This window comes from Actinacidiphila polyblastidii (assembly GCF_036353415.1).
Taxonomy (GTDB): domain Bacteria; phylum Actinomycetota; class Actinomycetes; order Streptomycetales; family Streptomycetaceae; genus Actinacidiphila; species Actinacidiphila polyblastidii.
Map to the genome: position 1 here is coordinate 1 of NZ_JAZEWV010000007.1, position 26,694 is coordinate 26,694.

Below are 26,694 nucleotides of genomic sequence, written 5' to 3' on the forward strand. Positions count from 1 at the left end.
GGCCCCCCCCGGGGGGGCCCCCCCCACCGCTGTGTCCGCGGCCGGGCGGAGCCGGTAGGCTCGCCCGCCTGCCGCCCGCCGGGCGGCGAGGCATGGAGAAAGCGCGGGACGAGCGTGGGCGACGACAGGATCGCGAACCTTCTGCTGATCGCGGGCGTTCCGCCGCTGCTCGCCGGAGGTTCCTGGCTGCTGCTGGGCACCCACACGGCCAGCGGCCCGGCCGCCCTGGCCGCCGGGCTCGGCTGGGCGTCGGTGTGCTTCTCCCAGGCGGCGCGGATGCTGGCGAGGCGCCGCTAGTGCTCTGGCCGGAACGCCGGGGCCGGCCCCGCGGGCGGGGCGGGCCGCCGTGTCCCGTCCCGTGGAGCGCGCACCTCGCGACGATCGAGGAGCGCCGCCGCGCGCTCGCCGCGGGCGGCGGCGGCCTCCTCGTCCGGTGACGGCGCTCAGATGTCGCGGAAGATCTCGATCTGCGCGCCGATCGTGTTCAGCCGCTCCGCGAGGTCCTCGTAGCCGCGGTTGATGACGTAGACGTTGCGCAGCACCGAGGTGCCCTCGGCGGCCATCATCGCGAGCAGGACGACCACGGCGGGACGCAGGGCCGGGGGGCACATCATCTCGGCGACGCGCCAGCGGGTGGGGCCCTCGACCAGGACCCGGTGCGGGTCGAGGAGCTTGACCTGGGCGCCGAGGCGGGTGAGTTCGGTGAGGTAGATGGCCCGGTTGTCGTAGACCCAGTCGTGGATCAGCGTCGAGCCCTGGGCGGTCGCGGCGATCGCGGCGAAGAAGGGCACGTTGTCGATGTTCAGGCCGGGGAAGGGCATCGGGTGGATCTTGTCGATCGGCGCGCGCAGCTTGGACGGCCGGACCGTCAGGTCGACGAGCCGGGTGCGGCCGTTGTCCGCGCGGTACTCGTCGGTCAGGTCGTGGTCGAGCCCCATCTCCTCCAGCACCGCGAGCTCGATCTCCAGGAACTCGATCGGCACCCGGCGGATGGTCAGCTCCGACTCGGTGACGACCGCCGCGGCCAGCAGGCTCATCGCCTCGACCGGGTCCTCGGAGGGCGCGTAGTCCACGTCGCGCTCGATGTACCCGACGCCGTGCACGGTCAGCGTGGTGGTGCCGATGCCCTCGACCCTGACGCCCAGCTCCTCCAGGAAGAAGCACAGGTCCTGGACCATGTAGTTGGAGCTGGCGTTGCGGATGACGGTGACGCCCTCGTGGCGGGCGGCGGCCAGCAGCGCGTTCTCGGTCACGGTGTCGCCGCGCTCGGTCAGCACGATCGGCCGGTGCGGGGTGACCTCGCGGTCCACGATCGCGTGGTAGGAGCCGTCGGTGGCCGTCACGTCGAGGCCGAAGTGGCGCAGCGCGTTCATGTGCGGCTGGACGGTGCGGGTGCCGAGGTCGCAGCCGCCCGCGTAGGGGATGCGGAAGCGCTCGGTGCGGTGCAGCAGCGGGCCGAGGAACATGATGACGCTGCGGGTGCGGCGGGCCGCGTCGGTGTCCATCGCGTCGAGTTCCAGCTCGGCCGGCGGCACGATCTCCAGGTCGTTGCCGTCGTTGATCCAGCGGGCCTTGACGCCGATGCTGCCGAGCACCTCGAGGATGCGGTAGACCTCCTCGATGCGTGCGACGCGCCGCAGCGTGGTCCGGCCGGCGTTCAGCAGCGTCGCGCACAGTAGCGCCACGCAGGCGTTCTTGCTCGTCTTGACGTCTATGGCGCCGGACAGCCGGCGCCCGCCGACCACCCGCAGGTGCATCGGTCCGGCGTACCCGAGGGAGACGATCTCGCTGTCCAGGGCCTCGCCGATCCGCGCGATCATCTCAAGGCTGATGTTCTGGTTACCGCGTTCGATACGGTTCACCGCGCTCTGGCTGGTGCTGAGCGCCTCCGCCAGCTGCGCCTGTGTCCAGCCCCGATGCTGCCGGGCGTCGCGGATGAGCCTGCCGATACGTACGAGATAGTCGTCGGTCATGACAATGAGGCTATCTCATATGTGAGATGAGACCATTCGGAAGGGGCCGTTCGTGACAGGGTCCGTACGAAATCCCCGCGCCGTCGTGACGCGCACAACCCGCCTTCACCGTACCCCCCCTTCACCGCGGTGCGCACGAGCAGCGGCGACCACGGAGCGTCATCACCCGGATGCGCCGGCGTCCGCGCGGGACGGACGCCGGCCCGTGCCGCGCGCCGCGCGCGTCCGGGATGCCCGCGGTGCCCGCTGTGTCCGCCGGTGGGCGTGTTCCGACAGGCCGGGACATGACCGCGCCGCGCAGGTGTACTAGAGTTATCTCGACATCGAGATATCTGCCGAGGCGTACCGTCAGATCGGCAGCAATGCGGTGGTACGCGTGGAAAACATGCATGAAGGAGACTGTCGTGTCGGCGAACAGCTTCGACGCCCGCAGCACCCTGCAGGTGGGCGACGAATCGTATGAGATCTTCCGGTTGGACAAGGTGGACGGCTCCGCCCGGCTGCCCTACAGCCTGAAGGTGCTGCTGGAGAACCTCCTGCGCACCGAGGACGGCGCGAACATCACCGCCGACCACATCAGGGCCCTCGGCGGGTGGGACTCGCAGGCCCAGCCGAGCCAGGAGATCCAGTTCACGCCGGCCCGCGTGATCATGCAGGACTTCACCGGCGTGCCCTGCGTGGTGGACCTGGCGACCATGCGCGAGGCCGTGAAGGAGCTGGGCGGCGACGCGGCCCGGATCAACCCGCTGGCGCCCGCCGAGCTGGTCATCGACCACTCGGTGATCGCCGACCGGTTCGGCACCCCGGAGTCCTTCGCGCAGAACGTGGAGCTGGAGTACGGCCGCAACAAGGAGCGCTACCAGTTCCTGCGCTGGGGCCAGACCGCCTTCGACGAGTTCAAGGTGGTGCCGCCGGGCACCGGCATCGTGCACCAGGTCAACATCGAGCACCTGGCCCGCACCGTCATGGTCAGGAACGGCCAGGCGTACCCCGACACCCTGGTCGGCACCGACTCCCACACCACCATGGTCAACGGCCTGGGCGTGCTCGGCTGGGGCGTCGGCGGCATCGAGGCCGAGGCCGCGATGCTCGGCCAGCCGGTGTCCATGCTGATCCCGCGGGTCGTCGGCTTCAAGCTCACCGGCGAGCTGCCCACCGGCACCACCGCCACCGACCTGGTGCTGACCATCACCGAGATGCTCCGCAAGCACGGCGTGGTCGGCAAGTTCGTGGAGTTCTACGGTGAGGGCGTCGGCGCCACCTCGCTCGCCAACCGCGCCACCATCGGCAACATGTCGCCGGAGTTCGGCTCCACCGCGGCGATCTTCCCGATCGACGCCGAGACGCTCGACTACCTGCGGCTGACCGGCCGCTCCGACCAGCAGGTCGCGCTGGTCGAGGCGTACGCCAAGCAGCAGGGCCTGTGGCTGGACCCGGCCGCCGAGCCGGACTACAGCGAGAAGCTGGAGCTGGACCTGTCGACGGTGGTGCCGTCGATCGCCGGCCCCAAGCGCCCGCAGGACCGGATCGTGCTGGCGAACTCCGCCCGGCAGTTCGCCCGCGACGTGCGCAACTACGTCACCGACGACGAGGAGGCGGGCAAGGAGTCCTTCCCGGCCTCCGACGCGCCGGCCTCGGCGAACGGCGTGCCCACCAAGCCGACCCTGGTCACGGCCGAGGACGGCAGCACCTACGAGATCGACCACGGCGCGGTCACCGTCGCCGCGATCACCTCCTGCACCAACACCTCGAACCCGTACGTGATGGTCGCGGCCGCGCTGGTGGCCAAGAAGGCGGTCGAGAAGGGCCTGACCCGCAAGCCGTGGGTCAAGACCACGCTGGCCCCCGGCTCGAAGGTGGTCACCGACTACTTCGACAAGGCGAACCTGACGCCGTACCTGGACAAGCTCGGCTTCAACCTGGTCGGCTACGGCTGCACCACCTGCATCGGCAACTCGGGCCCGCTGCCCGAGGAGGTCTCCAAGGCGGTCAACGACGCCGACCTCGCGGTCGCCGCGGTGCTCTCCGGCAACCGCAACTTCGAGGGCCGGATCAACCCCGACGTCAAGATGAACTACCTGGCCTCGCCGCCGCTGGTCGTCGCGTACGCCATCGCGGGCTCCATGAAGGTGGACATCACCAAGGACGCGCTGGGCACCGACCAGGACGGCAAGCCGGTCTTCCTGGACGACATCTGGCCGACCGAGGCCGAGGTCAACGACGTGGTCGCGTCCGCGATCGGCCAGGACATGTTCCGCGACTCCTACCAGGACGTCTTCGCGGGCGACGCGCAGTGGCAGGCGCTGTCGATCCCGACCGGCGACACCTTCGAGTGGGACCCGCAGTCCACCTACGTCCGCAAGCCCCCGTACTTCGAGGGCATGCAGATGGAGCCGGCCCCGGTCACCGACATCTCCGGCGCCCGAGTGCTGGCCAAGCTGGGCGACTCGGTCACCACCGACCACATCTCCCCGGCGGGCGCGATCAAGGCCGACACGCCGGCCGGCCAGTACCTCACCGAGCACGGCGTCGAGCGCCGCGACTTCAACAGCTACGGCTCGCGCCGCGGCAACCACGAGGTCATGATCCGCGGCACCTTCGCCAACATCCGGCTGCGCAACCAGATCGCGCCGGGCACCGAGGGCGGCTTCACCCGGGACTTCACCCAGGGTGACGGGCCCGTCGCCTTCATCTACGACGCCTCCCGCAACTACATCGAGCAGGGCGTCCCGCTGGTCGTCCTGGCGGGCAAGGAGTACGGCTCCGGCTCGTCCCGCGACTGGGCCGCCAAGGGCACCGCGCTGCTCGGCGTGAAGGCCGTCGTCGCCGAGTCCTACGAGCGCATCCACCGCTCGAACCTGATCGGCATGGGCGTGCTGCCGCTGCAGTACCCGGAGGGCGCCACGGCGCAGTCCCTGGGCCTGACCGGCGAGGAGGCGTACAGCATCAGCGGCGTCACCGCGCTCAACGACGGCACCACCCCGCGCACCGTCAAGGTCACCACCGACACCGGTGTGGAGTTCGACGCGGTCGTCCGGATCGACACCCCCGGAGAGGCCGACTACTACCGCAACGGCGGCATCATGCAGTATGTGCTGCGCTCGCTGATCCGCAAGTGACCCTCGCGTGATCCGCGGGTGATCCGGAGCCCGAACGGCGGGCGGGCATGACCCGTCCGCCACACCGGAAGTGACCCGTCCGGTGGAGCGAAAGTGACACGCCTTCGGATTCGAATCGAACACATGGGCCGCGTCTCCCGCCCGGGAGGCGCGGCCTTCGCGTTGTCCGGCCGTAACCCTTCGACCGATCGTGGAGCACCGTTCACCTGCGGTTTTGCCGGTCCACGTTTCGGACAGGTCTCAACTCGGGAAAGCTTCCCGCCCAAACAGCCGCTTGATCTTGCCCTCTTCGAGCCAAGTGGACTATACCTGTCGCGTCCAAGGAACCCGCAGGGCGCGGGGACGCGCGGGGGATGCGACACGGGTGGCACGGGCTGGTCGTTCGATATCGTTCCTCGCCTCACTGGATGCATGGCATCACTCACGCTTCAACTGTTCGCGGCTGTCGGCGGATTCCGCTGCACCGCATGAGTCCTGAAGAAGGCGAGGACTTGAGCATGGGATCCGAAATGAACCGCCGGGATCTGGTCAAGCGCTCCGCGGCGCTCGGCCTGGCAGCAGTGCCGGCCACCGGGCTGCTGAGCGCCTGTGCGTCCAGCGGGGGCGACGACACGTCCACCAAGCCCACCAAGGCGGCGGCCAGCAAGGACAACCCGTTCGGGGTGAACGACTCGGCCGCGCTGGACGTCATGGTCTTCGACGGCGGTTACGGTCACGACTACGCGACCGCGCTCGGCAAGCTGTACGAGTCCAAGCACAGCGGCGCCAAGGCCGGCGTCTCCTGGACCCAGGACATCACCGGCAAGCTGCAGCCGCGCTTCAACGGCGGCACCCCCCCGGACGTCATCGACGACTCCGGCGCCCAGCAGATCAAGCTGGACGTCCTGCAGAAGGCGGGCCAGCTCACCAACCTGACCCCGCTGCTGGACGCGCCCTACATCGACGACCCGTCCAAGAAGATCCGCGACGTGCTGCAGCCCGGCACGGTCGACGTCGGCAACATCGGCGGCGAGTTCGTCACCCTGCAGTACATCTACACCGTGTGGGGTCTGTGGTACTCCGGCAAGCTGTTCAAGCAGCACGGCTGGACCGCGCCGAAGACGTGGAAGGACTTCATCTCGCTGTCCGGGGAGATCAAGGCGGCCGGTATCGCGCCCTTCGCCCACCAGGGCAAGTACCCGTACTACATCAACGTCGCCATCATGGACCTGGTCGCCAAGAACGGCGGCCTGGACCTGCAGAAGCGGATCGACTCCTTCGACCCGACCGCGTGGGACGACCCGGCCGTCAAGAACGCCATCGAGGCGGTCTACGAGATCGTCGACAAGGGCTACCTGCTCCCCGGCACCAACGGTCTGACCCACATCGAGTCGCAGACCAAGTGGAACCAGTACAAGGCCGCGTTCATCCCCTGCGGTTCGTGGCTGGAGAACGAGCAGATGAAGGCCACCCCGGCGGACTTCGACATGAAGTTCATGCCGATGCCCTCGCTGGACGGCGACAAGCTGCCGTACGACGCGATCCGGGCCGGCGCGGGCGAGCCGTTCATCGTGCCGACCAAGGCGAAGAACGCCGCGGGCGGCATGGAGTTCCTGCGCATGATGCTGACCAAGGAGGCGTCCGGCAAGTTCGCCGCGGCCGCCAACTCGCTCACCGTGCTGAAGGACGGCGTCGGCCCCGACGTCCAGCTGCGTCCGGGCACCGCCTCCACCGTGGTGGCGCTGAAGGCCGCGGGCACGAACACGTTCAACTACAACTACCCGAACACCAACAGCGAGTTCGATGTCGCTCTGCAGAACCTCAGCGCCGAGCTGATGGCCAAGCGGCTGAAGCCGGCCGACTGGATCACCAAGGCCAAGCAGCTTGCCACGAAGGCCAAGAAGGGCTGAACCGCCGACGTCGTGCGTGATGCGGGGGCCGGACCTGCCGGCCCCCGCATCGGCACAGCCCCTCGATCAGGAGCAGGATCCATGCAGCATCGCAAATACCCCTTCATCGTGGGTTTCCTCATCGTTCCGCTCGTCCTGTACATCACGTTCGTCATCTGGCCGTACCTGCAGACCTTCGGGTACTCCCTGACGAACTGGACGGGTGAGTCGCAGTCGTTCAAGTTCGTGGGCTTCGACAACTACACGGCCCTGTTCCACGACTCGGTCTTCAGGACCGCGCTGTGGCACAACATCCTGCTCCTGATCTTCCTGCCGGTGATCACCATCCTGCTGGCCCTCTTCTTCGCCTTCATGGTGAACGTCGGCGGCCGCGAGCAGGCCGGCGGCGTCCAGGGCGTCAGGGGCGCCGGGTTCTACAAGATCGTCTACTTCTTCCCGCAGGTGCTGTCGGTCGCGATCCTCATCGTGCTGTTCGGCGCGGTCTACCGCAGCGACTCCGCGGGCCTGCTCAACGGCTTCCTGGTCAAGCTGCACCTGGAGGACGCGAACAACCCGATCGAGTGGCTGAACGACCCCAACCTGGTGCTGTGGTGCCTGCTGCTGGTCCAGGTGTGGGCGGGCGTCGGCTTCTACCTGGTGCTGTTCTCGGCGGCCATGCAGTCGATCCCCAAGGACATCTACGAGGCCGCGCTGCTGGACGGCGCCGGCCGGTCGCAGACCTTCTTCAAGGTCACCCTGCCGCTGCTCTGGGACAGCGTGCAGACCTCGTGGGTCTACATCTCGATCTTCGCGATGGACTTCTTCGCCCTGGTCTCCGGCCTGACCCCGGGCACGGCCTTCGGCGGCGGACCCGACCACCACAGCGAGGTGATGGCGACCTACCTGATGCGCAACTTCCTGGCGTTCGGCAAGAGCGGCTACGCCTGCGCCCAGGGTGTGATCATCATGCTGGTCACCTTGATCGTATCCGCCATCACGCTGCGGGTCTCCCGTCGTGACCGTATCGAGTTCTGAGCGGGGAAGCACCATGACCTCACCCATCACCGAGTCGCAGGCCGGCCTGATCAACGAGGTGCCCGTCGGTACGGGCAAGCCGCGGGGCCGGTCCAAGGACGGCGACGGCCGCTACGACGGCGACGGCGGACGCGTCCTGAACGTGTTCTCGCACGGCTTCCTCATCCTGTGGGCCGTGCTGATCGTCTTCCCGCTGCTGTGGATCACCCTCAGCGCGTTCAAGAACAACGCCGAGATCGGCGGCAGCGCCTGGTCCTGGCCGTCGCACTGGAGCTTCGGCGCCTTCAGCCGGGCCTGGGACAAGGGCATCGGCCACTTCTTCCTGAACACCGTCATCGTGATGGTCTTCTCGGTGCCGCTGACCATGCTGCTCGGCGCGATGGTCGCCTACGTGCTGGCCCGCTACGAGTTCCCGGGCAACCGGTTCTTCTACTTCTTGTTCGTCAGCGGCGCCATGTTCCCGTACTTCCTCGCGCTCGTGCCGCTGTTCTTCATGGTGCGCAACCTGCACATGCTGAACACGTACCAGGGCCTGATCCTCGTCTACGTGGCGTACTCGCTGCCGTTCACCACCTTCTTCATGCACTCGTTCTTCAAGACGCTGCCCACGGCGGTGCACGAGGCGGCGGTGCTGGACGGCGCCTCGCACACCAGGACCTTCTTCCAGATCATGGTCCCGATGGCGAAACCGGGTCTGCTGAGCGTCGGCATCTTCAACGTGCTGGGGCAGTGGAACCAGTACATCCTGCCGGTGACGCTGATGCAGCAGCAGTCCAGCACCGACAAGGACCACTCGATGCTGGCCCAGGGACTGGTCAACCTCGCGCTGCAGCAGGGCTACTCCGGCGACTACCCGGCGCTGTTCGCCGGCATGGTGGTCGCCATGCTCCCGGTGCTCGTGGTCTACCTCTCCTTCCAGCGGCAGGTTCAGGCGGGCCTCACGGCGGGCACCCTGAAGTAGCCGACGCGTCCGTCCAGCACCTTCCAGCGGCTCCGCGGCAGCGGAGCCGCTGTCGGGCGTTCGCCCGCGATTCCCATAACGGTGTGGTTCTCCCCCTTGACGGGACATCACACCAAACACTCAACTTAGAGTTCACATGTTGTAGACGACGGGGTCTCACGGGTGTGGCAGCAGTGACACCGGACCGGACCCCGTCCCGTGCGGGCAGCAGGAGGGGCTTCCGGCTGCCGGGCAGGAGTGGATGTCGTGGAGACTCCGGGATCGCAGTCATCGCTGCACCGGGCCAACCTGGAGCGGGTCGTGCGCGCCGTACGGCTGGCCGGGTCGCTCACCCAGGCGGAGATCGCGCGGAGCACGGGCCTTTCGGCCGCGACGGTGTCCAACATCGTCCGTGAGCTGCGGGACAACGGAACGGTGCAGGTCACGCCGACCTCCTCGGGGGGTCGGCGGGCGCGCAGCGTGGCGCTGTCCGGTGACGCGGGAATCGTGGTCGGGGTCGACTTCGGCCACTCGCACCTGCGGGTCGCCGTCGGGAACCTGGCCCACCAGGTGCTGGCCGAGCAGTCCGAGCCGATCGACGTCGACGCCTCGGCGTCGCAGGGCTTCGACCGGGCGGAACAGCTGGTCGCGCGGCTCGTGCAGTCCACCGGGATCAGCCCGGAGAAGGTGCTCGGTGTCGGCCTCGGCGTGCCGGGCCCGATCGACGTGGAGTCCGGGACGCTCGGCTCCACCGCGATCCTGCCTGGCTGGGGCGGCATCAACCCCCGCCAGGAGCTGTCCGACCGGCTCGGCGTGCCGGTCCAGGTGGACAACGACGCCAACCTCGGCGCGCTGGGCGAACTGGTCTGGGGCGGCGGCCGCGGGGTCAAGGACCTGGCCTACATCAAGGTCTCCAGCGGCGTCGGCGCCGGCCTGGTGATCGACGGCCGGATCTACCGGGGCCCCGGCGGCACGGCGGGAGAGATCGGTCACATCACGCTGGACGAGTCGGGGCCGGTCTGCCGCTGCGGCAACCGCGGCTGCCTGGAGACCTTCACCGCCGCGCGCTATGTCCTGGAACTGCTGCGGGGCAGCCACGGCGACGGTCTGACGATCCCGAAGATGGTCCAGTTGGGGCGTGAGGGCGACCCCGGCTGCCGCCGGGTGATCGGCGACGTCGGGCGGCACATAGGGATGGGCGTCGCCAGTCTCTGCAATCTCCTGAACCCCAGCAGGGTCGTGCTCGGCGGCGATCTCGCCGAGGCGGGGGAGCTGGTGCTCGGCCCGATAAGGGAGTCGGTGTCGCGCTACGCGATCCCCAGCGCCGCCCAGCGACTGTCCGTGGTGCCCGGCGCCCTGGGCGCAAGGGCCGAGGTTCTGGGAGCACTTGCCCTGGTTCTGTCCGAAATGGGCGATTCGACGCTTCTGGACGGGAACGTCCAGGTTGATACACCCGCATTCTCGGCATAACTGAGCGTTCACACAGCTAACGAAACGCGCCGTTGCCATCTCGTTAAGTGTTTACTTCTTGACGACACGACGTCAGCCGGAGTTGACTCACGACAACCTCGGCCGCGGTGTTGCGGCCCTGTCAGGGAGGCAACCTCACATGAACGCAATGACGCGTCGGATCGCCGTCGGAACGGTCGCCGTTTCGATCGCGCTCACCATGGCTGCGTGCGGCAAGGCCGGCGACAAGGGTTCGGACTCGGGCAAGGACAGCAAGTCCATAGGCCTGCTGCTGCCGGAGAACGCCACCACCCGGTACGAGAAGTTCGACAAGCCGCTGATCGAGGCGAAGATCCACGAGCTGTGCTCGGACTGCACGGTCTCCTACGACAACGCCGGCGCCGACCCCGCCAAGCAGGCGCAGCAGGTCAACACCATGATCACCAAGGGTGTCAAGGTGCTGATCCTGGACGCGCAGGACTCCGTGGGCATCCAGTCCTCGGTCCAGAAGGCCGTGGACGCGGGCATCAAGGTCGTCGCGTACGACCGCCTCGCGCAGGGCCCGGTCTCGGCCTACGTCTCCTACGACAACGAGAAGATCGGCGAGCTGCAGGGCCAGGCGCTGCTGGACGCGATGGGCCCGGCGGCCACCCCGTCCGCGGACGTCGTGATGATCAACGGTGACCCGGCCGACCCGAACGCCGCCCTCTTCAAGCAGGGTGCGCACAAGATCCTCGACGGCAAGGTCAAGATCGCTTACGAGCAGAGCGGTCTGTGGAAGGACACCGTCGCCAACCAGAAGGTGACCGCTGCGATCACCTCGCTCGGCAAGGCGAACATCAAGGGTGTCTACTCCGCCAACGACGGCATGGCCGGCGGTATCGCCACCGCCCTCAAGGGCGCCGGCATCAACGTCCCGCTGACCGGTCAGGACGCGGAGCTCGCGGGCATCCAGCGCATCCTCACCGGCGCGCAGGCGGCCACGATCTACAAGGCGTACAAGCCGGAGGCCGACGCCACCGCCGAGATCGCCGTGGACCTGCTGCAGAACAAGGACTTCAAGTCCGTCGCCGACACCACGCTGAAGTCCGGTTCCGGCACCGTCGTCCCGTCCAAGCTGCTGCCCGCCACCGCGGTGAACAAGGCCAACATCAAGGACACGGTCATCAAGGACGGCCTGTACACCTACGCGCAGATCTGCACCGCCGACTTCAAGGCGGCCTGCGACGCGGCTGGTATCACGCAGTAACCGCCACGCCGCCACAAGCCTGTCCGGCGCCCCGCCCCACCAATCCACCCCGCTGCCGGGGCGGGGCGCCGGACGGAATCGCTTCCGTGGCGAAGGGGCAACCCGGGGGGCGGGCATACCCCTAGCCCGACCCCGGTTCACTTTGTCATCCTGTGCTTTGCGCACTCCCTCCGCCGCTGTCCCAGCGCGCGGCATCCCCGCCGGTCAGGCGGCGAAGGAGATGGTTCACGTGTCCGCTACGCCCGTGCTGGCGTTGCGCGGAGTCTCCAAGCGATTCGGTGCGGTTCAGGCCCTCACCGATGTCGAACTGGAGGTCCATGCCGGAGAAGTGGTCGCCCTGGTGGGTGACAACGGTGCCGGCAAGTCCACACTGGTCAAGACGATCGCCGGGGTCCACCCCATCGACGAGGGCGTCATCGAGTGGGAGGGCAGGCCGGTCAGCATCAACCGGCCGCAGGACGCCCAGCAGCTCGGCGTGGCCACCGTCTACCAGGACCTCGCCCTGTGCGACAACCTCGACGTCGTCGGCAACCTGTACCTCGGCCGTGAGCTGCTGCGCTTCGGCAGCCTCGACGAGGTCACGATGGAGCAGCGCGCCCGCGAGCTGCTGAACACGCTGTCCATCCGGATCCCCAGTGTGCGGATCCCGATCGCCAGCCTCTCCGGAGGCCAGCGGCAGGTCGTGGCCATCGCCCGTGCCCTGATCGGCGACCCCAAGGTCGTCATCCTGGACGAGCCGACCGCCGCCCTCGGTGTGGAGCAGACCGCCCAGGTCCTCGACCTCGTCGAGCGGCTGCGCCAGCGCGGCCTCGGCGTCATCCTGATCAGCCACAACATGGCCGACGTGACCGCCGTCGCGGACACCGTCCACGTGCTGCGACTGGGCCGGAACAACGGTGCATTCCCGGTGAAGGGCACCACGAACGAACAGATCATCGCCGCGATCACCGGTGCCACGGACAACGCCGTGACCCGTCGGCAGGCGCGCAACGCGGAGGCGGCCAAGTGAGCAGCGACAAGACCACCCTCGACCAGGGCATCCCGGCCGACGAGGTGCCGCCGCCCGCCGTGGCGGCGATCGACCCGCGCCTGCTCGTGCGCGAAGAGGGCTTCAAGGGCTACATCACCGAGTTCAAGCGCAAGCTGAAGGGCGGCGAACTGGGCTCCCTGCCCGTCGTCGTCGCGCTGATCATCATCTGGACGATCTTCCAGGTCAAGGACAGCCTTTTCCTGAGCTCGGCCAACATGGTCAACATCAGCTACTTCCTGGCCGGCACCGGCATGCTCGCCATCGGCCTGGTGTTCGTGCTGCTGCTCGGCGAGATCGACCTGTCGGTCGCCTCGGTCAGCGGTCTGGCGTCGGCGCTCTTCGCGATCTTCGCCACCACGCACAACATCAACCCCTGGTTGGCGGCCCTGCTGACGATCCTCATCGGCGTCGGCATCGGCCTGGTGCACGGCTTCTTCTTCGCCAAGATCGGCGTCCCCGCGTTCGTCGTCACCCTGGCCGGCTTCCTCGGCTGGAACGGCCTGATGCTCTGGGTGCTGGGCGACACCGGCAGCCTCTCGCTCGCCGACAAGGGCCCGATGCACATCCTGGGCCAGCGCTCCTTCTTCCTGAACCAGGACATCGCCGGCGCCTACATCCTGGCGACCGTCGGCGTCGCGGCGCTGCTGCTCGGCTCCCTGGTGGAGCAGGCCCGCCGCCGCAAGGCCGGCGTGCCCTACCGCCCGACCAGCGAGATCCTCGCGCGCGTCGTCGCGCTCGCGATCGTCGCCTACGTCGCCGCGTACGTGCTGAACAAGACCGCCGGCGTGCCCAGCGCGCTGGTCATCTTCCTGGTCGCGCTGATCGTCTGCGACTTCGTGCTGCGCCGCACCACCTTCGGCCGCAAGGTCTTCGCGGTCGGCGGCAGCATCGAGGCGGCCCGCCGCGCCGGTATCAACGTGGCGTCGGTCCGTATGTCGGTGTTCGCCATCTCCGGCGGCTTCGCGGCCATCGGCGGCCTCTTCCTGGCCGCGCAGACCTACACCGCGACCCTCCAGGCCGGCCAGGGCAACCTGCTGATGCTCGCCATCGCGGCGGCCGTCATCGGCGGCACCAGCCTCTTCGGCGGCCGCGGCAACGTCTGGTCGGCGCTGCTCGGCATGCTGGTCATCCAGTCCATCCAGACCGGTCTCGACCTGCTGAACATGAACCAGTCGATCCAGTACATGATCACCGGCGCGGTGCTGCTGGCCGCCGTCGTGATCGACTCGGTGTCCCGCCGGACGCAGAAGACCTCCGGCCGCGCGTAGCACTCCCGCGCGAGGCGCGCCACGAGACACCTCACGAAACCGCCGGGTGGACCTGGACCCTCCAGGGCCACCCGGCGGTTTCGCGCGGTTTAGACTCGTCGGATCGGCCCGACCGGTCGGTAGCGACAGGCTTAAGGAGGCACGGGTGGCACTGCTGACCCGTATCAACGGACCCCGCGACCTGGACCGGCTGGACCGGCAGCAGCTCGTGGAGCTGGCAGCCGAGATCCGCGGCTTCCTGGTCGACGCGGTGTCCAAGACCGGCGGCCATCTCGGACCCAACCTGGGCGTGGTCGAACTGACCATCGCTCTGCACCGGGTCTTCCACTCGCCCCAGGACCGCATCCTCTTCGACACCGGGCACCAGGCGTACGTCCACAAGCTGCTGACCGGCCGCCAGGACTTCGCGAAGCTCAAGAGCACCGGCGGGCTCTCCGGCTACCCCTCGCGCGCGGAGTCCGAGCACGACGTGATCGAGAACAGCCACGCCTCCACCGTGCTGGGCTGGGCCGACGGCCTGGCCAAGGCGAACGAACTGCTCGGCCGCGACCACCACGTGGCGGCCGTGATCGGCGACGGCGCGCTGACCGGCGGCATGGCCTGGGAGGCGCTGAACAACATCGCCGCCGCCAAGGACCGCCCGCTGGTCATCGTCGTCAACGACAACGAGTGGTCGTACTCGCCGACCATCGGCGGCCTCGCCAACCACCTGGCGACGCTGCGCACCACCGACGGCTACGAGCAGTTCCTGGCCCGCACCAGGGACCTGCTGGAGCGCACCCCGCTGATCGGCCGGCCGCTCTACGAGACCCTGCACGGCGCCAAGAAGGGCCTGAAGGACTTCATCACCCCGCAGGGCATGTTCGAGGACCTCGGCCTGAAGTACGTCGGGCCGATCGACGGCCACGACATCGAGGCCGTCGAGTCCGCGCTGCAGCGCGCCAAGCGCTTCAACGGCCCGGTCATCGTGCACTGCATCACCGAGAAGGGCCGCGGCTACAGCCCGGCCGAGCAGGACAACATCGACCGCTTCCACGGCATCAGCCCGATCCACCCCGACACCGGCCTGCCGCTGTCGGCGTCCGGCGCCGACTGGACCTCGGTCTTCGGCGACGAGATGCTCAAGCTGGGCAAGGAGCGCGAGGACATCGTCGCGATCACCGCGGCGATGCTGCACCCGGTCGGCCTGACCAAGTTCGCCGAGGCGTTCCCCGAGCGGGTCTACGACGTCGGCATCGCCGAGCAGCACGCCGCCACCTCGGCGGCGGGGCTCGCCACCGGCGGCCTGCACCCGGTCGTGGCGGTCTACGCGACCTTCCTCAACCGCGCCTTCGACCAGGTGCTGATGGACGTGGCGCTGCACAGGTGCGGCGTCACCTTCGTGCTCGACCGGGCCGGCGTCACCGGCAGCGACGGCGCCTCCCACAACGGCATGTGGGACATGTCGATCCTCCAGGTGGTGCCCTCCCTGCGGATCGCCGCGCCCCGCGACGCCGACCAGGTGCGCGCCCAGCTGCGCGAGGCCGTCGAGGTCCACGACGCGCCCACCGTGGTCCGCTACTCCAAGGGCGCGGTCGGCCCGGCCGTCGCGGCGGTCGGCCGGATCGGCGGCATGGACGTGCTGCGCACCCCCGCCGAGGACGCGCAGCAGCCGGACGTGCTGCTGGTGTCGGTCGGCGCGCTCGCCCCGATGTGCCTGGAGATCGCCGCGCTGCTCGACGCGCAGGGCATCACCAGCACCGTGGTCGACCCCCGCTGGGTCAAGCCCGTCGACGCCGAGCTGCCCGCGCTGGCCGCCCGGCACCGGCTGGTCGTCACGGTGGAGGACAACAGCAGGGCCGGCGGCGTCGGCACGGCCGTGGCGCAGGCGCTGCGGGACGCCGAGGTGGACGTGCCGCTGCGCGACTTCGGCATCCCGCCGGAGTTCCTGGCGCACGGCTCCCGCAAGGACGTGATGGCGCGGATCGGGCTGACCGCGCCCGACATCGCCCGCCAGGTGACCGGCGTGGTCGCCACCATCGGCGGCGGGTTCGCCGACGAGGCCGAGGGCGCGGACGCCCCGGAGAGCGTCCAGGACTGACCGCGCGGGCCCGCGGCGGCCGCCGGCGAAGGGGGTTCACCCACAGGGATGGACCCCCTTCGCCGTGGACTGATGCGTAGGCGCGCCTGGAGCGGTGAGGTGAACCCCCGGAGTGGAGTACGACAGGCGTCCCGCCTTCCGGGGCGACCGAACCATCCGGAGGTGCCCCCATGGAGAGCAGGACCGACAAAGGGATCGGCGGAAGCAGGCAGGCGGCCCCGCCGCGGCAGCGGGGCGTCTTCCGCACCAAGTCCGTCGAGCAGTCCATCGCCGACACCGAGGAGCCGCAGCACGGGCTGCGCAAGGAACTCAGCGCGGTCGACCTGATCGTCTACGGCGTCGGCGTGATCGTCGGCACCGGCATCTTCGTGGTGACCGGCACGGTCGCCAAGCAGTACGCCGGTCCCGCCACGGCGCTGGCGTTCGTCGCCGCCGCCGCGGTCTGCGCGCTGGCCGGGCTCTGCTACGCCGAGTTCGCCTCCACCGTGCCGGTCGCCGGCTCCGCGTACACCTTCAGCTACGCCTCCATCGGCGAGCTGCCCGCCTGGATCATCGGCTGGGACCTGGTCCTGGAGCTGGCGCTCGGCGCCGCCGTGGTGGCCGGCGGCTGGTCGGGCTACGTGGCGAACCTGCTGAGCCACTTCGGCATCGACGTGCCCGCCTCGCTCAGCCACCAGCCGGGCCACTTCGGCTTCGACATCCTCGCCGCCGCCCTGGTGCTGGTGCTCACCGGGATCGTGATGGCGGGCATGAAGCTGTCCGCGCGGGTCACCGGGCTGGTCGTCGCGGTGAAGGTCACCGTGGTGCTGATCGTCATCTTCGCCGGGCTGTTCTTCATCACCGGCAGCAACTACACGCCCTTCCTGCCGCACTCCCAGCCGAACACCGGCAGCGGCTCCCACCTGCACGCGCCGCTGGTGCAGACGATGTTCGGCTTCACCCCGTCCTCGTTCGGGGTGATGGGCATCTTCTCGGCGGCCGCGGTGGTGTTCTTCGCCTTCATCGGCTTCGACATCGTGGCCACCGCCGCCGAGGAGACCAAGAACCCGCAGCGCGACATGCCCCGCGGCATCATCGGCTCCCTGGTGATCTGCACGACGCTCTACGTCGCGGTGTCGCTGGTCGTCACCGGCATGCAGAAGTACTCGCAGCTGGACACCAGCGCGCCGCTCGCCACCGCCTTCAAGTCGGTGGACGCGCCCTTCTGGTCCGGTCTGATCAGCTTCGGCGCGGCGGTCGGCCTGACCTCGGTGGTGATGATCCTGCTGCTCGGCCAGACCCGGGTGTTCTTCGCGATGAGCCGCGACGGCCTGCTGCCCCGCGCCTTCTCCCAGGTGCACCCGAAGTACGGCACCCCGTACCGCACGACCGTGCTGCTCGGGGTGGTCGTGGCGCTGATCGCCGGCTTCTTCACGGTGGGGGAGCTGGAGGAGATGGTGAACATCGGCACGCTGTTCGCCTTCGTGGTGGTCGCGATCGGCGTGATCGTGCTCCGCCGCACCCGCCCCGACCTGCCCCGCGCCTTCCGCGCCCCGTGGGTGCCGGTGCTGCCGATCGTGTCGGTGGGCGCCTCGCTGTGGCTGATGATCAACCTGAGCCTGGAGACCTGGCTGCGGTTCGCCGTCTGGATGGTGGTCGGCCTGGTCGTCTACTTCGGTTACGGCCGCTCGCACAGCAGGCTGGCCCGCGGCCGGGACGCCGCCGGGGGCCCGGGATTCGGGGCCGCGCCGAAGCGATGGTAGAAATGCGCGGAGAGCAGTGCGGGATGATGAGGTGGCGCAGTCATGACGGAGTCCAAGGGACCCGAGAGCCCGGATCGTGCGGCGGTCCCGGGCAAGAAGAAGCGGAAGAGTCTCCTTGACCGGGTGAGGCCCTACGCGATCGGCATCATCGCGATGGCCGTGGTCTTCGGCATCTCCGCGGTGATCGGCGCGCACGTGCGCAGCACCAAGGACGACAAGGTCAAGACGCCGACGAACGCCGCGGGACCCGCCGTGGTCCCCACCGGCCCGGCCGACAGCGCCTCGCCCAGCCCCAGTCCCACCCCCAGCGGGCCGAAGTTCGACCTGCCGGTGCACCCGTCGGTCCCGGTGACGATCACGGTCTACGAGGACCTGCGCAGCCCCGACTCCAAGGCGTTCGCCACGCGGTTCCAGCCGACCTTCGACCAGCTGCTGACCACCGGTCAGGTGCAGCTGCACTACCGGCTGGTGACCGCCTCCGACAAGAAGTACGGCGGCGACGGGTCGCTGCAGGCCGCGGCCGCCGCGGCGTGCGCGCAGGACCAGGGCCGGTTCACCAACTTCGTGGTCGCGCTCTTCAAGAACCAGCCGGACCCGCAGAGCGGCCGGCTGTCCAGCCAGAAGTTCCTGAAGGACATGGCCAAGCGGGCGCACAAGATCAAGCCCGGCACCTTCGACCCGTGCCTGGAGCAGGGCGACCACATCGGCTGGGTGCAGAAGTCCCAGGCGGAGTTCGCCGCCGCCGGCTACGAGGGCGCCGTACCGGTGGTGCTCGTCAACGGCAAGCAGGTCAAGGACGTGCAGGGCAGCCTGACCCCGCAGCGGCTGCGGTCGCTGGTGACGGCCGAGGCCAAGCGCGTCATCGCGGTGCAGGCCACCCCGTCCGCGACGGACGCGCAGCTCGGCTGACCCCGCCCCGGCGCCACGACGACGGCCCGCTGCTCCCGGCTCTGCCCGGGAGCAGCGGGCCGTTCTCGTCCGCGGGGCTCCGGATGCGTTCCTTCCGCGTGACAATTATCGTATTTCGTCAACTTTGCGGTCGCATCGGGTACGTCACAGATCTGACACCCGATCACAAAGGAGGCGAGCATGTCGACACCGGTCTTCGAGGAGGTCGAGCCCCCGCCGTCCTGCGTCTGCGAGAGCTGCGCACGGCAGCGGCTGGCCGACACGGTGACGCGCGGCAGCCGCGGACCCACCGCCCACCGCGCGGCGCGCGCCCTGGTGCTGGCCGCCACCGCCGCCGCCGGCACCGCGCTGTGCGGCGCCCCCGCCCTGGCGGCCCCCCCGGCCCCGGTGGGCGTGCCCGCCGCACCGCCCGCGGAACGTCCCGCCGAGGTCACGCCGGCGCCCCCGACGCCCGACCCCGCGGCGCCCCCGACGCCCACGGCGCCTGCCGATCCCGCCGCGCCCGACGGGGCGCCGCCCGCGGCCCCGGGCGCCCAGCCCGCCTCGGACGCCGGCGACGCGGCCGCAGGGACGCCGCAGGAACCTCAGACGTCCCAGCAGGCAGCCACGCCCCAGGGCGCTTCCGACGAGCTGCCTGACGCGCCGCTGCGGCTGACCCGCGGGCAGATCCTGGCGCGCGCCGAGACCTGGGTGGCCCAGCAGGTGCCGTACAGCATGACCTCGCGGTGGAAGGACGGATACCGGCAGGACTGCTCCGGCTTCGTGTCGATGGCGTGGGGCCTGGACGCCAACGCCTGGACCGGCGACCTGCACGACTACGCGTTCCGCATCACCAGGGCCCAGCTGCGGCCCGGCGACATCCTGCTCTTCCACAACCGCGCCGACCCCCGGCGCGGCTCGCACGTGGTCGTCTTCGGCGGCTGGGTCGACGCCGCGCACACCCGGTACACCGGCTACGAGCAGACCAGGCCGGGCACCCGGGTGCGCACCACGCCCTACGCGTACTGGACGAACTCCGCGAGGTACCTGCCGTACCGCTACAAGCACCTGGCGGCGGGCGGCGGGTCGGGCGCGCCCGAGCGGAAGGCGTTCCCGGGCACGGGCGTGTTCGGGCCCGGCGCCGACAACTCCTACGTCGCGCGGCTCGGCGTGCTGCTGGTCGGGCGCGGCGCGGGCGCGTACTACAAGGTCGGGCCCGGCTCGGCGTGGGGCGCCGCGGACCGCGGCGCCACCCGGGCCTTCCAGCGGGCGCAGGGCTGGACCGGAGCCGCCGCCGACGGCCTGCCCGGCCCCACCACCTGGAAGTACCTGGTGGGCCACCGCGGCAAGGACGTCAGGGCGGCCTCCCGCGCGGCCGTCCCCGCGGCACCGGCGGTCCCTCAGGCTGCGGCCGCTCCCGAAGCCGAGGCCGTCACCGCGGCCTCGGCCGCGCCGCGGTACCCCGGCGCGGCCGCCTTCCGGCCGGGCCGCAGCAGCGACGCCGTCCTCGCGCTGGGCCGCAGGCTGGCCGCCCGGGGCTTCGGCGGGCACTACACGGCCGGCCCGAGCCGCACATGGAGCGAGGCCGACCGGCGCAACGTGGAGGCGTTCCAACGGGCCCAGGGCTGGTCGGGACGGACCGCCGACGGCCATCCCGGCCCCGAGACGTGGAGGCGACTGTTCTCGTGACACCACCGCTCACCCCGCCCGACGCACCGTCGGGCCCACCACCACCCTCGACGGCGGTGCCCGCGGCGCTCCCCCCGGCGCCGTCGTGGGGAGGCGCCGACGACGCGGCGCTCGCCGACACCGCCGTGGACATGGCCGCCGTCGATCCCGGACTGCCCGCCCAGGGTCAGGCCCCCCCGCACGGCGGCCAGGGCGCGGACCTGCCGGCGGCCGCCCTCAGCGACGTGCCCAACGAGCGCCAGGGACCGTGCCTGGCCGGCTGGTTCGCGGTGCTGACCGCGCTGTCCGCCGCGGCCGTCGCCGGGTGGCTGCTGTGGCACGCCGGGCTGCTGCCACAGCCTTCGGGCGGCCTCTCCGCGCTGCCGCGCTCCCCGCACGGCGGCACCGGCCTCGGACTGTGGAGCGGACTCGCGGTGCTCGCCGCGCTCGCCGCGTTCGTGCTGCTCGGCCTCACCCGCGGCCGTCCGGGCAGCGTCTGGGTGCTCACCCGCTGCGGCGCCTACCGCGGCACCGTACGGCGCACCGGCCTGCTGTGGATCAGCCCGCTGCTGCGCCGCCGCAGGATCGACGTCACGCTGCGGCACTGGCGCAGCCGCCCGATCGGCGCGGTGGACGCCACCGGCACCCCGCTGCAGATCACCGTGCTGGTGGTGTGGCGGGTCAGGGACAGCGCGCGGGCCGCCTTCGCGGTCCACGACCACAGCCGCTTCCTGCGCGAGACCGTCGAGGCGGCCCTGGCCAGGGCGGTGTCCCGGCGGCCGGCCGACGACTTCCGCGGCGCCGCGCCGACCCTGCGGGACTGCGACCGGCTCGCCGACGAGCTGCAGTGGCTGGTCACCGCCGCGCTGCGGCCGGCCGGCGTCGAGGTCTTCTCCGCGACGCCGGTACGGATCGACTACGCGCCGGAGGTGGCCGCCGCCATGCGCCGGGCCCGGATCGCGGCGCTCGACGCGCGGCAGCGCAAGGCGGTGCTCGACGACGTGCTCGCCTCCGTCGCGGACACCGTGCGCGGGATCTCCGAGCGCGGGCTCGCCCAGCTCGACGAGTACGAACGCAAGGCGCTGGTGAGGGACCTGACGGTGAGCCTGCTGTCCCAGCCGGCCGCCCCGGCGCCGGGCCGCGCCCGCCTCAACTGACGCCCGCCGCACCCGAGGCGCCGCACCCTAGACGCACACGGCTCCGCACACGGGCCGGGGCCCGGCATCCGGAACCACCGGACGCCGGGCCCCGGCCCGTTCGGTCACGCCGTCGCGCTACCGCGGGACGCTCGCCACACCCGGCGCGAGGAACGGCTTGCCGTTCACCCGCTGCGAGACGCCCTCGCGGTCCAGGTAGGGGGTGACGCCGCCCAGGTGGAAGGGCCAGCCGGCACCGGTGATCAGGCACAGGTCGACGTCCTGCGCCTCGGCGACCACGCCCTCGGCCAGCATCAGCCCGATCTCCTCGGCCACCGCGTCGAGCACCCGCGCCCGGACCTGCTCCTCGGTCAGCACGGTGTCGCCCTGCTTCAGCAGGGCGGCGACCTCCGGGTCCAGCTCCGGCCGGCCGGAGTCGTAGACGTAGAAGCCGCGCTTGCCGGCCTTGACGACCGCGGCGAGGTTCGCCGAGACCGTGAAGCGGTCGGGGAAGGCGCCGTGCAGCGTCTCGGAGACGTGCAGGCCGATCGCCGGGCCGACCAGTTCGAGCAGCACCAGCGGCGACATCGGCAGGCCCAGCGGCTCGATCGCCTTCTCGGCGACCGCGACCGGCGTGCCCTCGTCGATGACGTTCTGGATCTCGCCCATGAAGCGGGTCAGGATGCGGTTCACCACGAACGCCGGGGCGTCCTTGACCAGCACCGCGGTCTTCTTCAGCTTCCTGGCCACCGCGAACGCCGTGGCCAGCGAGGCGTCGTCGGTGCCTTCGCCGCGGACGATCTCCAGCAGCGGGAGCACCGCGACGGGGTTGAAGAAGTGGAAGCCGACGACCCGCTCGGGGTGCTCCAGCTTCGCGGCCATCTCCGAGACCGACAGCGAGGAGGTGTTGGTCGCCAGGATCGCGTCGGGCCGCACCACGGCCTCCAGCTCCGCGAAGACCTGCTGCTTGACGCCCAGCTCCTCGAAGACCGCCTCGATCACGAAGTCCGCGTCGCCGAAGGCGGTCGCCTTGTCCAGGTGGCCCGAGACCAGCGCCTTGAGGCGGTTGGCCTTGTCCTGGCCGATCCTGCCCTTGCCGAGCAGCTTGTCGATCTCGCCGTGGACGTAGCCGACGCCCTTGTCGATGCGCTCCTGGTCGATGTCGGTGAGCACCACCGGCACTTCGAGGCGGCGCAGGAAGAGCAGCGCGAGCTGCGAGGCCATCAGGCCCGCGCCGACCACGCCGACCTTGTTCACCGGACGGGCCAGCGCCTTGTCCGGCGCGCCGGCCGGGCGCTTGCCGCGCTTCTGCACCAGGTTGAAGGCGTAGATGCCGCTGCGCACCTCGCCGCCCATGATCAGGTCGGCCAGGCCGCGGTCCTCGGCGTCGAAGCCCTGCCGCAGGTCGCCGCCCCGCGCCGCCGCGATGATGTCCAGCGCGCGGTAGGCGGCCGGTGCCGCGCCGTGCACCTTGCCGTCGGCGATGAAGCGGCCGCGGGCCACCGCCTGGTCCCACGCCTCGCCGCGGTCGATCTCCGGGCGGCCCACCTCGATCTCGCCCTTGAGCACCGCCGCGGTCCAGGCCAGCGACTGCTCCAGGAAGTCCGCCGCCTCGAACAGCGCGTCCGCGATGCCCAGTTCGTGCACCTGGGCGCCCTTGAGCTGGCGGTTCTGGTTGAGCGAGTTCTCCACGATCACGGTGACCGCGCGGTCCGCGCCGATCAGGTTCGGCAGCAGGGTGCAGCCGCCCCAGCCCGGGATCAGGCCGAGGAAGACCTCGGGCAGCGAGAAGGCCGGCACCGAGGCCGACACCGTGCGGTAGGTGCAGTGCAGGCCGACCTCGACGCCGCCGCCCATCGCCGCGCCGTTGTAGTAGGCGAAGGTCGGCACCGCGAGTGAGGACAGCCGCTGGAAGACGTCGTGGCCGCCCTTGCCGATGGCGAGCGCGTCCTCGTGCCGCTTCAGCAGCTCGACGCCCTTCAGGTCGGCGCCGACCGCGAAGACGAACGGCTTGCCGGTGACGCCGACGCCGGTGATGGAGCCCTCGGCGGCCTCCTTCTCGACCTGGTCGATCGCCGCGTCCAGGTTGGCCAGCGACTGCGGGCCGAAGGTGGTCGGCTTGGTGTGGTCGAAGCCGTTGTCGAGGGTGATCAGCGCGAACCGGCCGGCCCCCGGCAGGTCCAGGTGGCGTACCTGGGCGCTGGTGACGACCTCGCCGGGGAACAGCTCGGCGGCGCCCTTCAGCAGCTCGGTGGTGGAACTCACTTGGCGCTCCCGTCGAAGTGGGGGTTCTCCCAGATGACCGTGCCGCCCATGCCGAAGCCGACGCACATGCTGGTGATGCCGTAGCGGACGTGCGGCTGCTCCTCGAACTGCCGCGCCAGCTGCGTCATCAGCCGTACACCCGAGGACGCCAGCGGGTGGCCGAAGGCGATGGCGCCGCCGTACTGGTTGACCCGCGGATCGTCGTCGGCGATGCCGTAGTGGTCGAGCAGCGACAGCACCTGGACCGCGAACGCCTCGTTGACCTCGAACAGGCCGATGTCGTCGATCGTCAGCCCCGCCTTGGCCAGGGCCTTCTGCGTCGCGGGCACCGGGCCGATGCCCATCACCTCGGGCTCGACGCCGGCGAAGGAATACGCCACCAGGCGCATCCGCACCGGCAGTTCCAGCTCGCGGGCGACGTCCTCGGCGGCGAGCAGCGAGGCGGTGGCGCCGTCGTTGAGGCCGGCCGCGTTGCCCGCGGTGACCCGGCCGTGCGGGCGGAACGGCGTCTTCAGCCCGGCGAGCTGCTCCAGCGTGGTGCCCGGGCGCATCGGCTCGTCCACCGTGGCCAGCCCCCAGCCGGTCTCGCCGGCCTCGGCGTTGGTGCGGCGCACCGCGATCGGCACCAGGTCCTGCTGGATCCGGCCGTTCGCGTACGCCTTGGCCGCCTTCTCCTGGCTGCGCACCGCGAACTCGTCGGCGCGCTGCCGGGTCAGCTGCGGGAAGCGGTCGTGCAGGTTCTCCGCGGTCATGCCCATGAACATCGCGGACTCGTCGACGAGCTTCTCCGAGACGAACCGCGGGTTGGGGTCGACGCCCTCGCCCATCGGGTGGCGTCCCATGTGCTCGACGCCGCCCGCGACCACCACGTCGTACGCGCCGAAGGCGATGCCGCCCGCGGTGGTGGTGACCGCGGTCATCGCGCCCGCGCACATCCGGTCGATCGAGAAACCGGGGACGGTGGTCGGCAGCCCGGCCAGGATGGCCGCGGTGCGGCCGAGGGTCAGGCCCTGGTCGCCGATCTGCGTGGTGGCGGCGATCGCGACCTCGTCGATCCGCGCCGGGTCGAGGTCCGGGTTGCGCCGCAGCAGCTCCCGGATGCACTTGATCACCAGGTCGTCGGCGCGGGTCTCGTGGTAGATGCCCTTCGGGCCCGCCTTGCCGAACGGGGTACGGACGCCGTCGACAAAGACGACGTCCCTCGCGGTACGAGGCACGCTGGCTCCCTCACTTTTTATTGTGTTCCCTCGCCTCCGGGCGCTTGAGCCCGGTGTCGACGGTCGCCTTTTCCTGTGTTCCCTCGCCTCCGGGCGCTTGAGCCCGGTGTCGACGGTCGTCTTTTCCTGTGTTCCCTCGCCTCCGGGCGCTTGAGCCCGGTGTCGACGGTCGTCGCTCCCGCGCTCGTTCCTCGCTTGTCGCTCCTCGCTTTCGACACCGGCGCGCCCTTTGGCTCGCTCACCGGCTCGGCCGGGAGTAGGGCGGCGAGGGGCGAAAGCGCGGGGGAGTGCGGAACGCGGCTGCCTCGGGTCATGCTACTCGCGGGTAACCGATGTGCACACCTCTGGCGTGCGAAGCGGTGGAGGTCACATCGGGGCGCCGGCGTGCGGGCGGGCGCCCGAGGTCACGCGGGAGGCTCGGGGGCGGCCGCGGCCGCCTCGGGCGGCGCCGGACGGGCCGTCAGGGAGGCGGTCATCAGCGGGGTGACCAGCTCGACCTGCCAGGGGCGGGCGCCCAGCGAGGCAAGGGTGGAGGCGACCACCTGGGGTGAGGCGTCGGCCGGCGGCGCCCAGCACAGCCGGCGCACGGTGTCCGGCGACACCAGGTTCTCCTGAGGGAGGTTCAGCTCCTCGGCCAGCCCGGAGACGGCCGTGCGGGCCGCGGACAGCCGGGCCGCGGCCACCGGGTCCTTGTCCGCCCAGGCGCGCGGCGGCGGCGGACCGGTGTACGCGGCGGTGGGCTGCGGCAGTTCACGCTCCGGCAGTGCGCGGGCCCGGTCGATCGCGGCCTGCCACTGCTCCAGCTGGCGCCGGCCCATCCGGTGCCCGAAGCCGGAGAGGGCGGACAGCGCGTGCACGTTGGGCGGGGACTCCAGCGCGGCGGTGACGATCGCGGCGTCGGTCAGCACCCTGCCGGGCGAGACGTCCCGCTCCCTGGCGGTGAGGTCCCGGGCCAGCCACAGCTCGCGGACCACCGCGATCTGCCGGCGCCGCCTGACCTTGTGCATCCCCGAGGTGCGCCGCCAGGGGTCGACCCGCGGCGGCGCGGGGGGCGCGGCGGCGATCGCGGCGAACTCCTGCAGCGCCCAGTCCAGCTTGCCCTGGACCCGCAGCTCCTCCTCCAGCGCGTCGCGCAGGTCGACCAGCAGCTCGACGTCGAGCGCGGCGTAGCGCAGCCAGGGCTCGGGCAGCGGGCGGGTGGACCAGTCGACCGCGGAGTGGCCCTTCTCCAGGGTGAAGCCCAGCACGTTCTCGACCATGGCGCCCAGGCCGACCCGGGCGAAGCCGGCCAGCCGGCCGGCGAGTTCGGTGTCGAAGAGCGCGCCGGGCCGCATGCCCAGCTCGGCCAGGCACGGCAGGTCCTGGGTGGCGGCGTGCAGCACCCACTCGGTGTCGCCCAGGGCGTCGTCCAGGGTGGACAGGTCGGGGCATCCGACCGGGTCGATCAGCGCGGTCCCTGCTCCGGCGCGGCGCAGCTGGACCAGGTAGGCCCGCTGTCCGTAGCGGTAGCCGGAGGCGCGCTCGGCATCGACGGCGACCGGACCGGAACCCGCGGCGAAGGCCGCGACCACGCTGGCGAGGGCTTCCGGGCTGGCGGTCACCGGCGGGATGCCCTCGCGCGGGTCCAGCAGCGGGACCGGCGCCGCGGTCGTCCTGGTTGCGGTCTCTCTGGCGTCGGTCACCTGTCAAGGGTAGCCGTGCGAAGGCTTCGCCGCGGAGATCCACCGCACAGGCGTCCGTACGAGTGCGCGGTCGTGCGCCCCCCGG

At 70.7% G+C, this 26,694-nt stretch carries 18 protein-coding genes; 14 read left to right on the plus strand and 4 right to left on the minus strand.

Annotated elements, in window-relative coordinates; translation table 11 throughout:
- Positions 1-114: 114 nt before the first annotated feature.
- The gene (locus V2S66_RS11080) at positions 115-297 is read left to right on the plus strand and encodes a hypothetical protein (protein WP_330794442.1); all 183 of its coding nucleotides are present in this window, start codon (positions 115-117) and stop codon (positions 295-297) included.
- 146 nt (positions 298-443) lie between these two features.
- On the opposite strand, the gene V2S66_RS11085 is transcribed toward V2S66_RS11080, so the two are convergent.
- Positions 444-1,973: a UDP-N-acetylglucosamine 1-carboxyvinyltransferase gene (locus V2S66_RS11085; protein WP_330794443.1), complete on the minus strand. Its 1,530-nt coding sequence runs from the start codon at positions 1,971-1,973 to the stop codon at positions 444-446.
- 404 nt (positions 1,974-2,377) lie between these two features.
- On the opposite strand from V2S66_RS11085, the gene acnA reads away from it, so the two are divergent.
- From acnA to V2S66_RS11150, 13 genes are all read left to right on the plus strand, one after another.
- The gene (gene acnA, locus V2S66_RS11090; RefSeq protein ID WP_330794670.1) at positions 2,378-5,092 is read left to right on the plus strand and encodes an aconitate hydratase AcnA; all 2,715 of its coding nucleotides are present in this window, start codon (positions 2,378-2,380) and stop codon (positions 5,090-5,092) included.
- A 497-nt stretch (positions 5,093-5,589) separates the two neighbouring features.
- Positions 5,590-6,981, plus strand: coding sequence for an N-acetylglucosamine/diacetylchitobiose ABC transporter substrate-binding protein (gene ngcE, locus V2S66_RS11095; protein WP_330794444.1), 1,392 nt, complete (start codon positions 5,590-5,592; stop codon positions 6,979-6,981).
- A gap of 81 nt (positions 6,982-7,062) precedes the next feature.
- A complete protein-coding gene (locus tag V2S66_RS11100) occupies positions 7,063-7,995 on the plus strand; it encodes a carbohydrate ABC transporter permease (protein ID WP_330794445.1) in 933 nt (310 codons plus the stop codon).
- A gap of 13 nt (positions 7,996-8,008) precedes the next feature.
- Positions 8,009-8,956: a carbohydrate ABC transporter permease gene (locus V2S66_RS11105; RefSeq protein ID WP_330794446.1), complete on the plus strand. Its 948-nt coding sequence runs from the start codon at positions 8,009-8,011 to the stop codon at positions 8,954-8,956.
- 246 nt (positions 8,957-9,202) lie between these two features.
- Complete coding sequence (locus tag V2S66_RS11110; protein WP_330794447.1) at positions 9,203-10,405, plus strand: ROK family transcriptional regulator; 1,203 nt, start codon at positions 9,203-9,205, stop codon at positions 10,403-10,405.
- Between the two features lie 139 nt (positions 10,406-10,544).
- On the plus strand, positions 10,545-11,633 hold the full coding sequence (locus V2S66_RS11115) for a sugar ABC transporter substrate-binding protein (protein ID WP_330794448.1): 1,089 nt from the start codon (positions 10,545-10,547) through the stop codon (positions 11,631-11,633).
- 220 nt (positions 11,634-11,853) lie between these two features.
- On the plus strand, positions 11,854-12,642 hold the full coding sequence (locus V2S66_RS11120; RefSeq protein ID WP_330794449.1) for an ATP-binding cassette domain-containing protein: 789 nt from the start codon (positions 11,854-11,856) through the stop codon (positions 12,640-12,642).
- Between the two features lie 29 nt (positions 12,643-12,671).
- Positions 12,672-13,931, plus strand: coding sequence for a sugar ABC transporter permease (locus tag V2S66_RS11125; RefSeq protein ID WP_330794671.1), 1,260 nt, complete (start codon positions 12,672-12,674; stop codon positions 13,929-13,931).
- A gap of 145 nt (positions 13,932-14,076) precedes the next feature.
- Positions 14,077-16,011: a 1-deoxy-D-xylulose-5-phosphate synthase gene (dxs, locus tag V2S66_RS11130; RefSeq protein WP_330794450.1), complete on the plus strand. Its 1,935-nt coding sequence runs from the start codon at positions 14,077-14,079 to the stop codon at positions 16,009-16,011.
- 170 nt (positions 16,012-16,181) lie between these two features.
- Positions 16,182-17,753 (plus strand): amino acid permease, encoded by a 1,572-nt coding sequence (locus V2S66_RS11135; protein WP_330794451.1) that lies wholly within the window; start codon positions 16,182-16,184, stop codon positions 17,751-17,753.
- Between the two features lie 42 nt (positions 17,754-17,795).
- Positions 17,796-18,662: a DsbA family protein gene (locus tag V2S66_RS11140; RefSeq protein WP_330794452.1), complete on the plus strand. Its 867-nt coding sequence runs from the start codon at positions 17,796-17,798 to the stop codon at positions 18,660-18,662.
- Between the two features lie 180 nt (positions 18,663-18,842).
- Positions 18,843-20,330, plus strand: a complete 1,488-nt coding sequence (locus V2S66_RS11145) for a peptidoglycan-binding protein (RefSeq protein WP_330794454.1) — start codon at positions 18,843-18,845, stop codon at positions 20,328-20,330.
- 56 nt (positions 20,331-20,386) lie between these two features.
- The gene (locus V2S66_RS11150; protein ID WP_330794455.1) at positions 20,387-21,466 is read left to right on the plus strand and encodes an SPFH domain-containing protein; all 1,080 of its coding nucleotides are present in this window, start codon (positions 20,387-20,389) and stop codon (positions 21,464-21,466) included.
- A gap of 117 nt (positions 21,467-21,583) precedes the next feature.
- Here V2S66_RS11150 and V2S66_RS11155 read toward each other — a convergent pair whose 3' ends face one another.
- The 3 genes from V2S66_RS11155 to V2S66_RS11165 form a co-directional block, all read right to left on the minus strand.
- Positions 21,584-23,710 carry a 3-hydroxyacyl-CoA dehydrogenase NAD-binding domain-containing protein gene (locus tag V2S66_RS11155; RefSeq protein WP_330794456.1) on the minus strand — a complete coding sequence of 709 codons (2,127 nt, stop codon included), beginning with the start codon at positions 23,708-23,710 and terminating at the stop codon, positions 21,584-21,586.
- Positions 23,707-24,927, minus strand: a complete 1,221-nt coding sequence (locus tag V2S66_RS11160; protein ID WP_330794457.1) for a thiolase family protein — start codon at positions 24,925-24,927, stop codon at positions 23,707-23,709. Before V2S66_RS11160 ends, V2S66_RS11155 begins: the two co-directional genes overlap by 4 nt.
- A gap of 404 nt (positions 24,928-25,331) precedes the next feature.
- Positions 25,332-26,609: a ribonuclease D gene (locus tag V2S66_RS11165; protein ID WP_330794458.1), complete on the minus strand. Its 1,278-nt coding sequence runs from the start codon at positions 26,607-26,609 to the stop codon at positions 25,332-25,334.
- Between the last annotated feature and the right edge of the window lie 85 nt (positions 26,610-26,694).

Excerpts from the sequence above, each read along its gene's own strand:
- ngcE (WP_330794444.1), top strand. The coding sequence starts at position 5,590 with ATGGGATCCGAAATGAACCGCCGGGATCTGGTCAAGCGCTCCGCGGCG.
- V2S66_RS11145 (WP_330794454.1), top strand. The coding sequence starts at position 18,843 with ATGTCGACACCGGTCTTCGAGGAGGTCGAGCCCCCGCCGTCCTGCGTC.
- V2S66_RS11085 (WP_330794443.1), bottom strand. The coding sequence starts at position 1,973 with ATGACCGACGACTATCTCGTACGTATCGGCAGGCTCATCCGCGACGCC.
- V2S66_RS11135 (WP_330794451.1), top strand. The coding sequence starts at position 16,182 with ATGGAGAGCAGGACCGACAAAGGGATCGGCGGAAGCAGGCAGGCGGCC.
- V2S66_RS11120 (WP_330794449.1), top strand. The coding sequence starts at position 11,854 with ATGGTTCACGTGTCCGCTACGCCCGTGCTGGCGTTGCGCGGAGTCTCC.
- V2S66_RS11140 (WP_330794452.1), top strand. The coding sequence starts at position 17,796 with ATGACGGAGTCCAAGGGACCCGAGAGCCCGGATCGTGCGGCGGTCCCG.
- V2S66_RS11100 (WP_330794445.1), top strand. The coding sequence starts at position 7,063 with ATGCAGCATCGCAAATACCCCTTCATCGTGGGTTTCCTCATCGTTCCG.
- V2S66_RS11115 (WP_330794448.1), top strand. The coding sequence starts at position 10,545 with ATGAACGCAATGACGCGTCGGATCGCCGTCGGAACGGTCGCCGTTTCG.
- V2S66_RS11105 (WP_330794446.1), top strand. The coding sequence starts at position 8,009 with ATGACCTCACCCATCACCGAGTCGCAGGCCGGCCTGATCAACGAGGTG.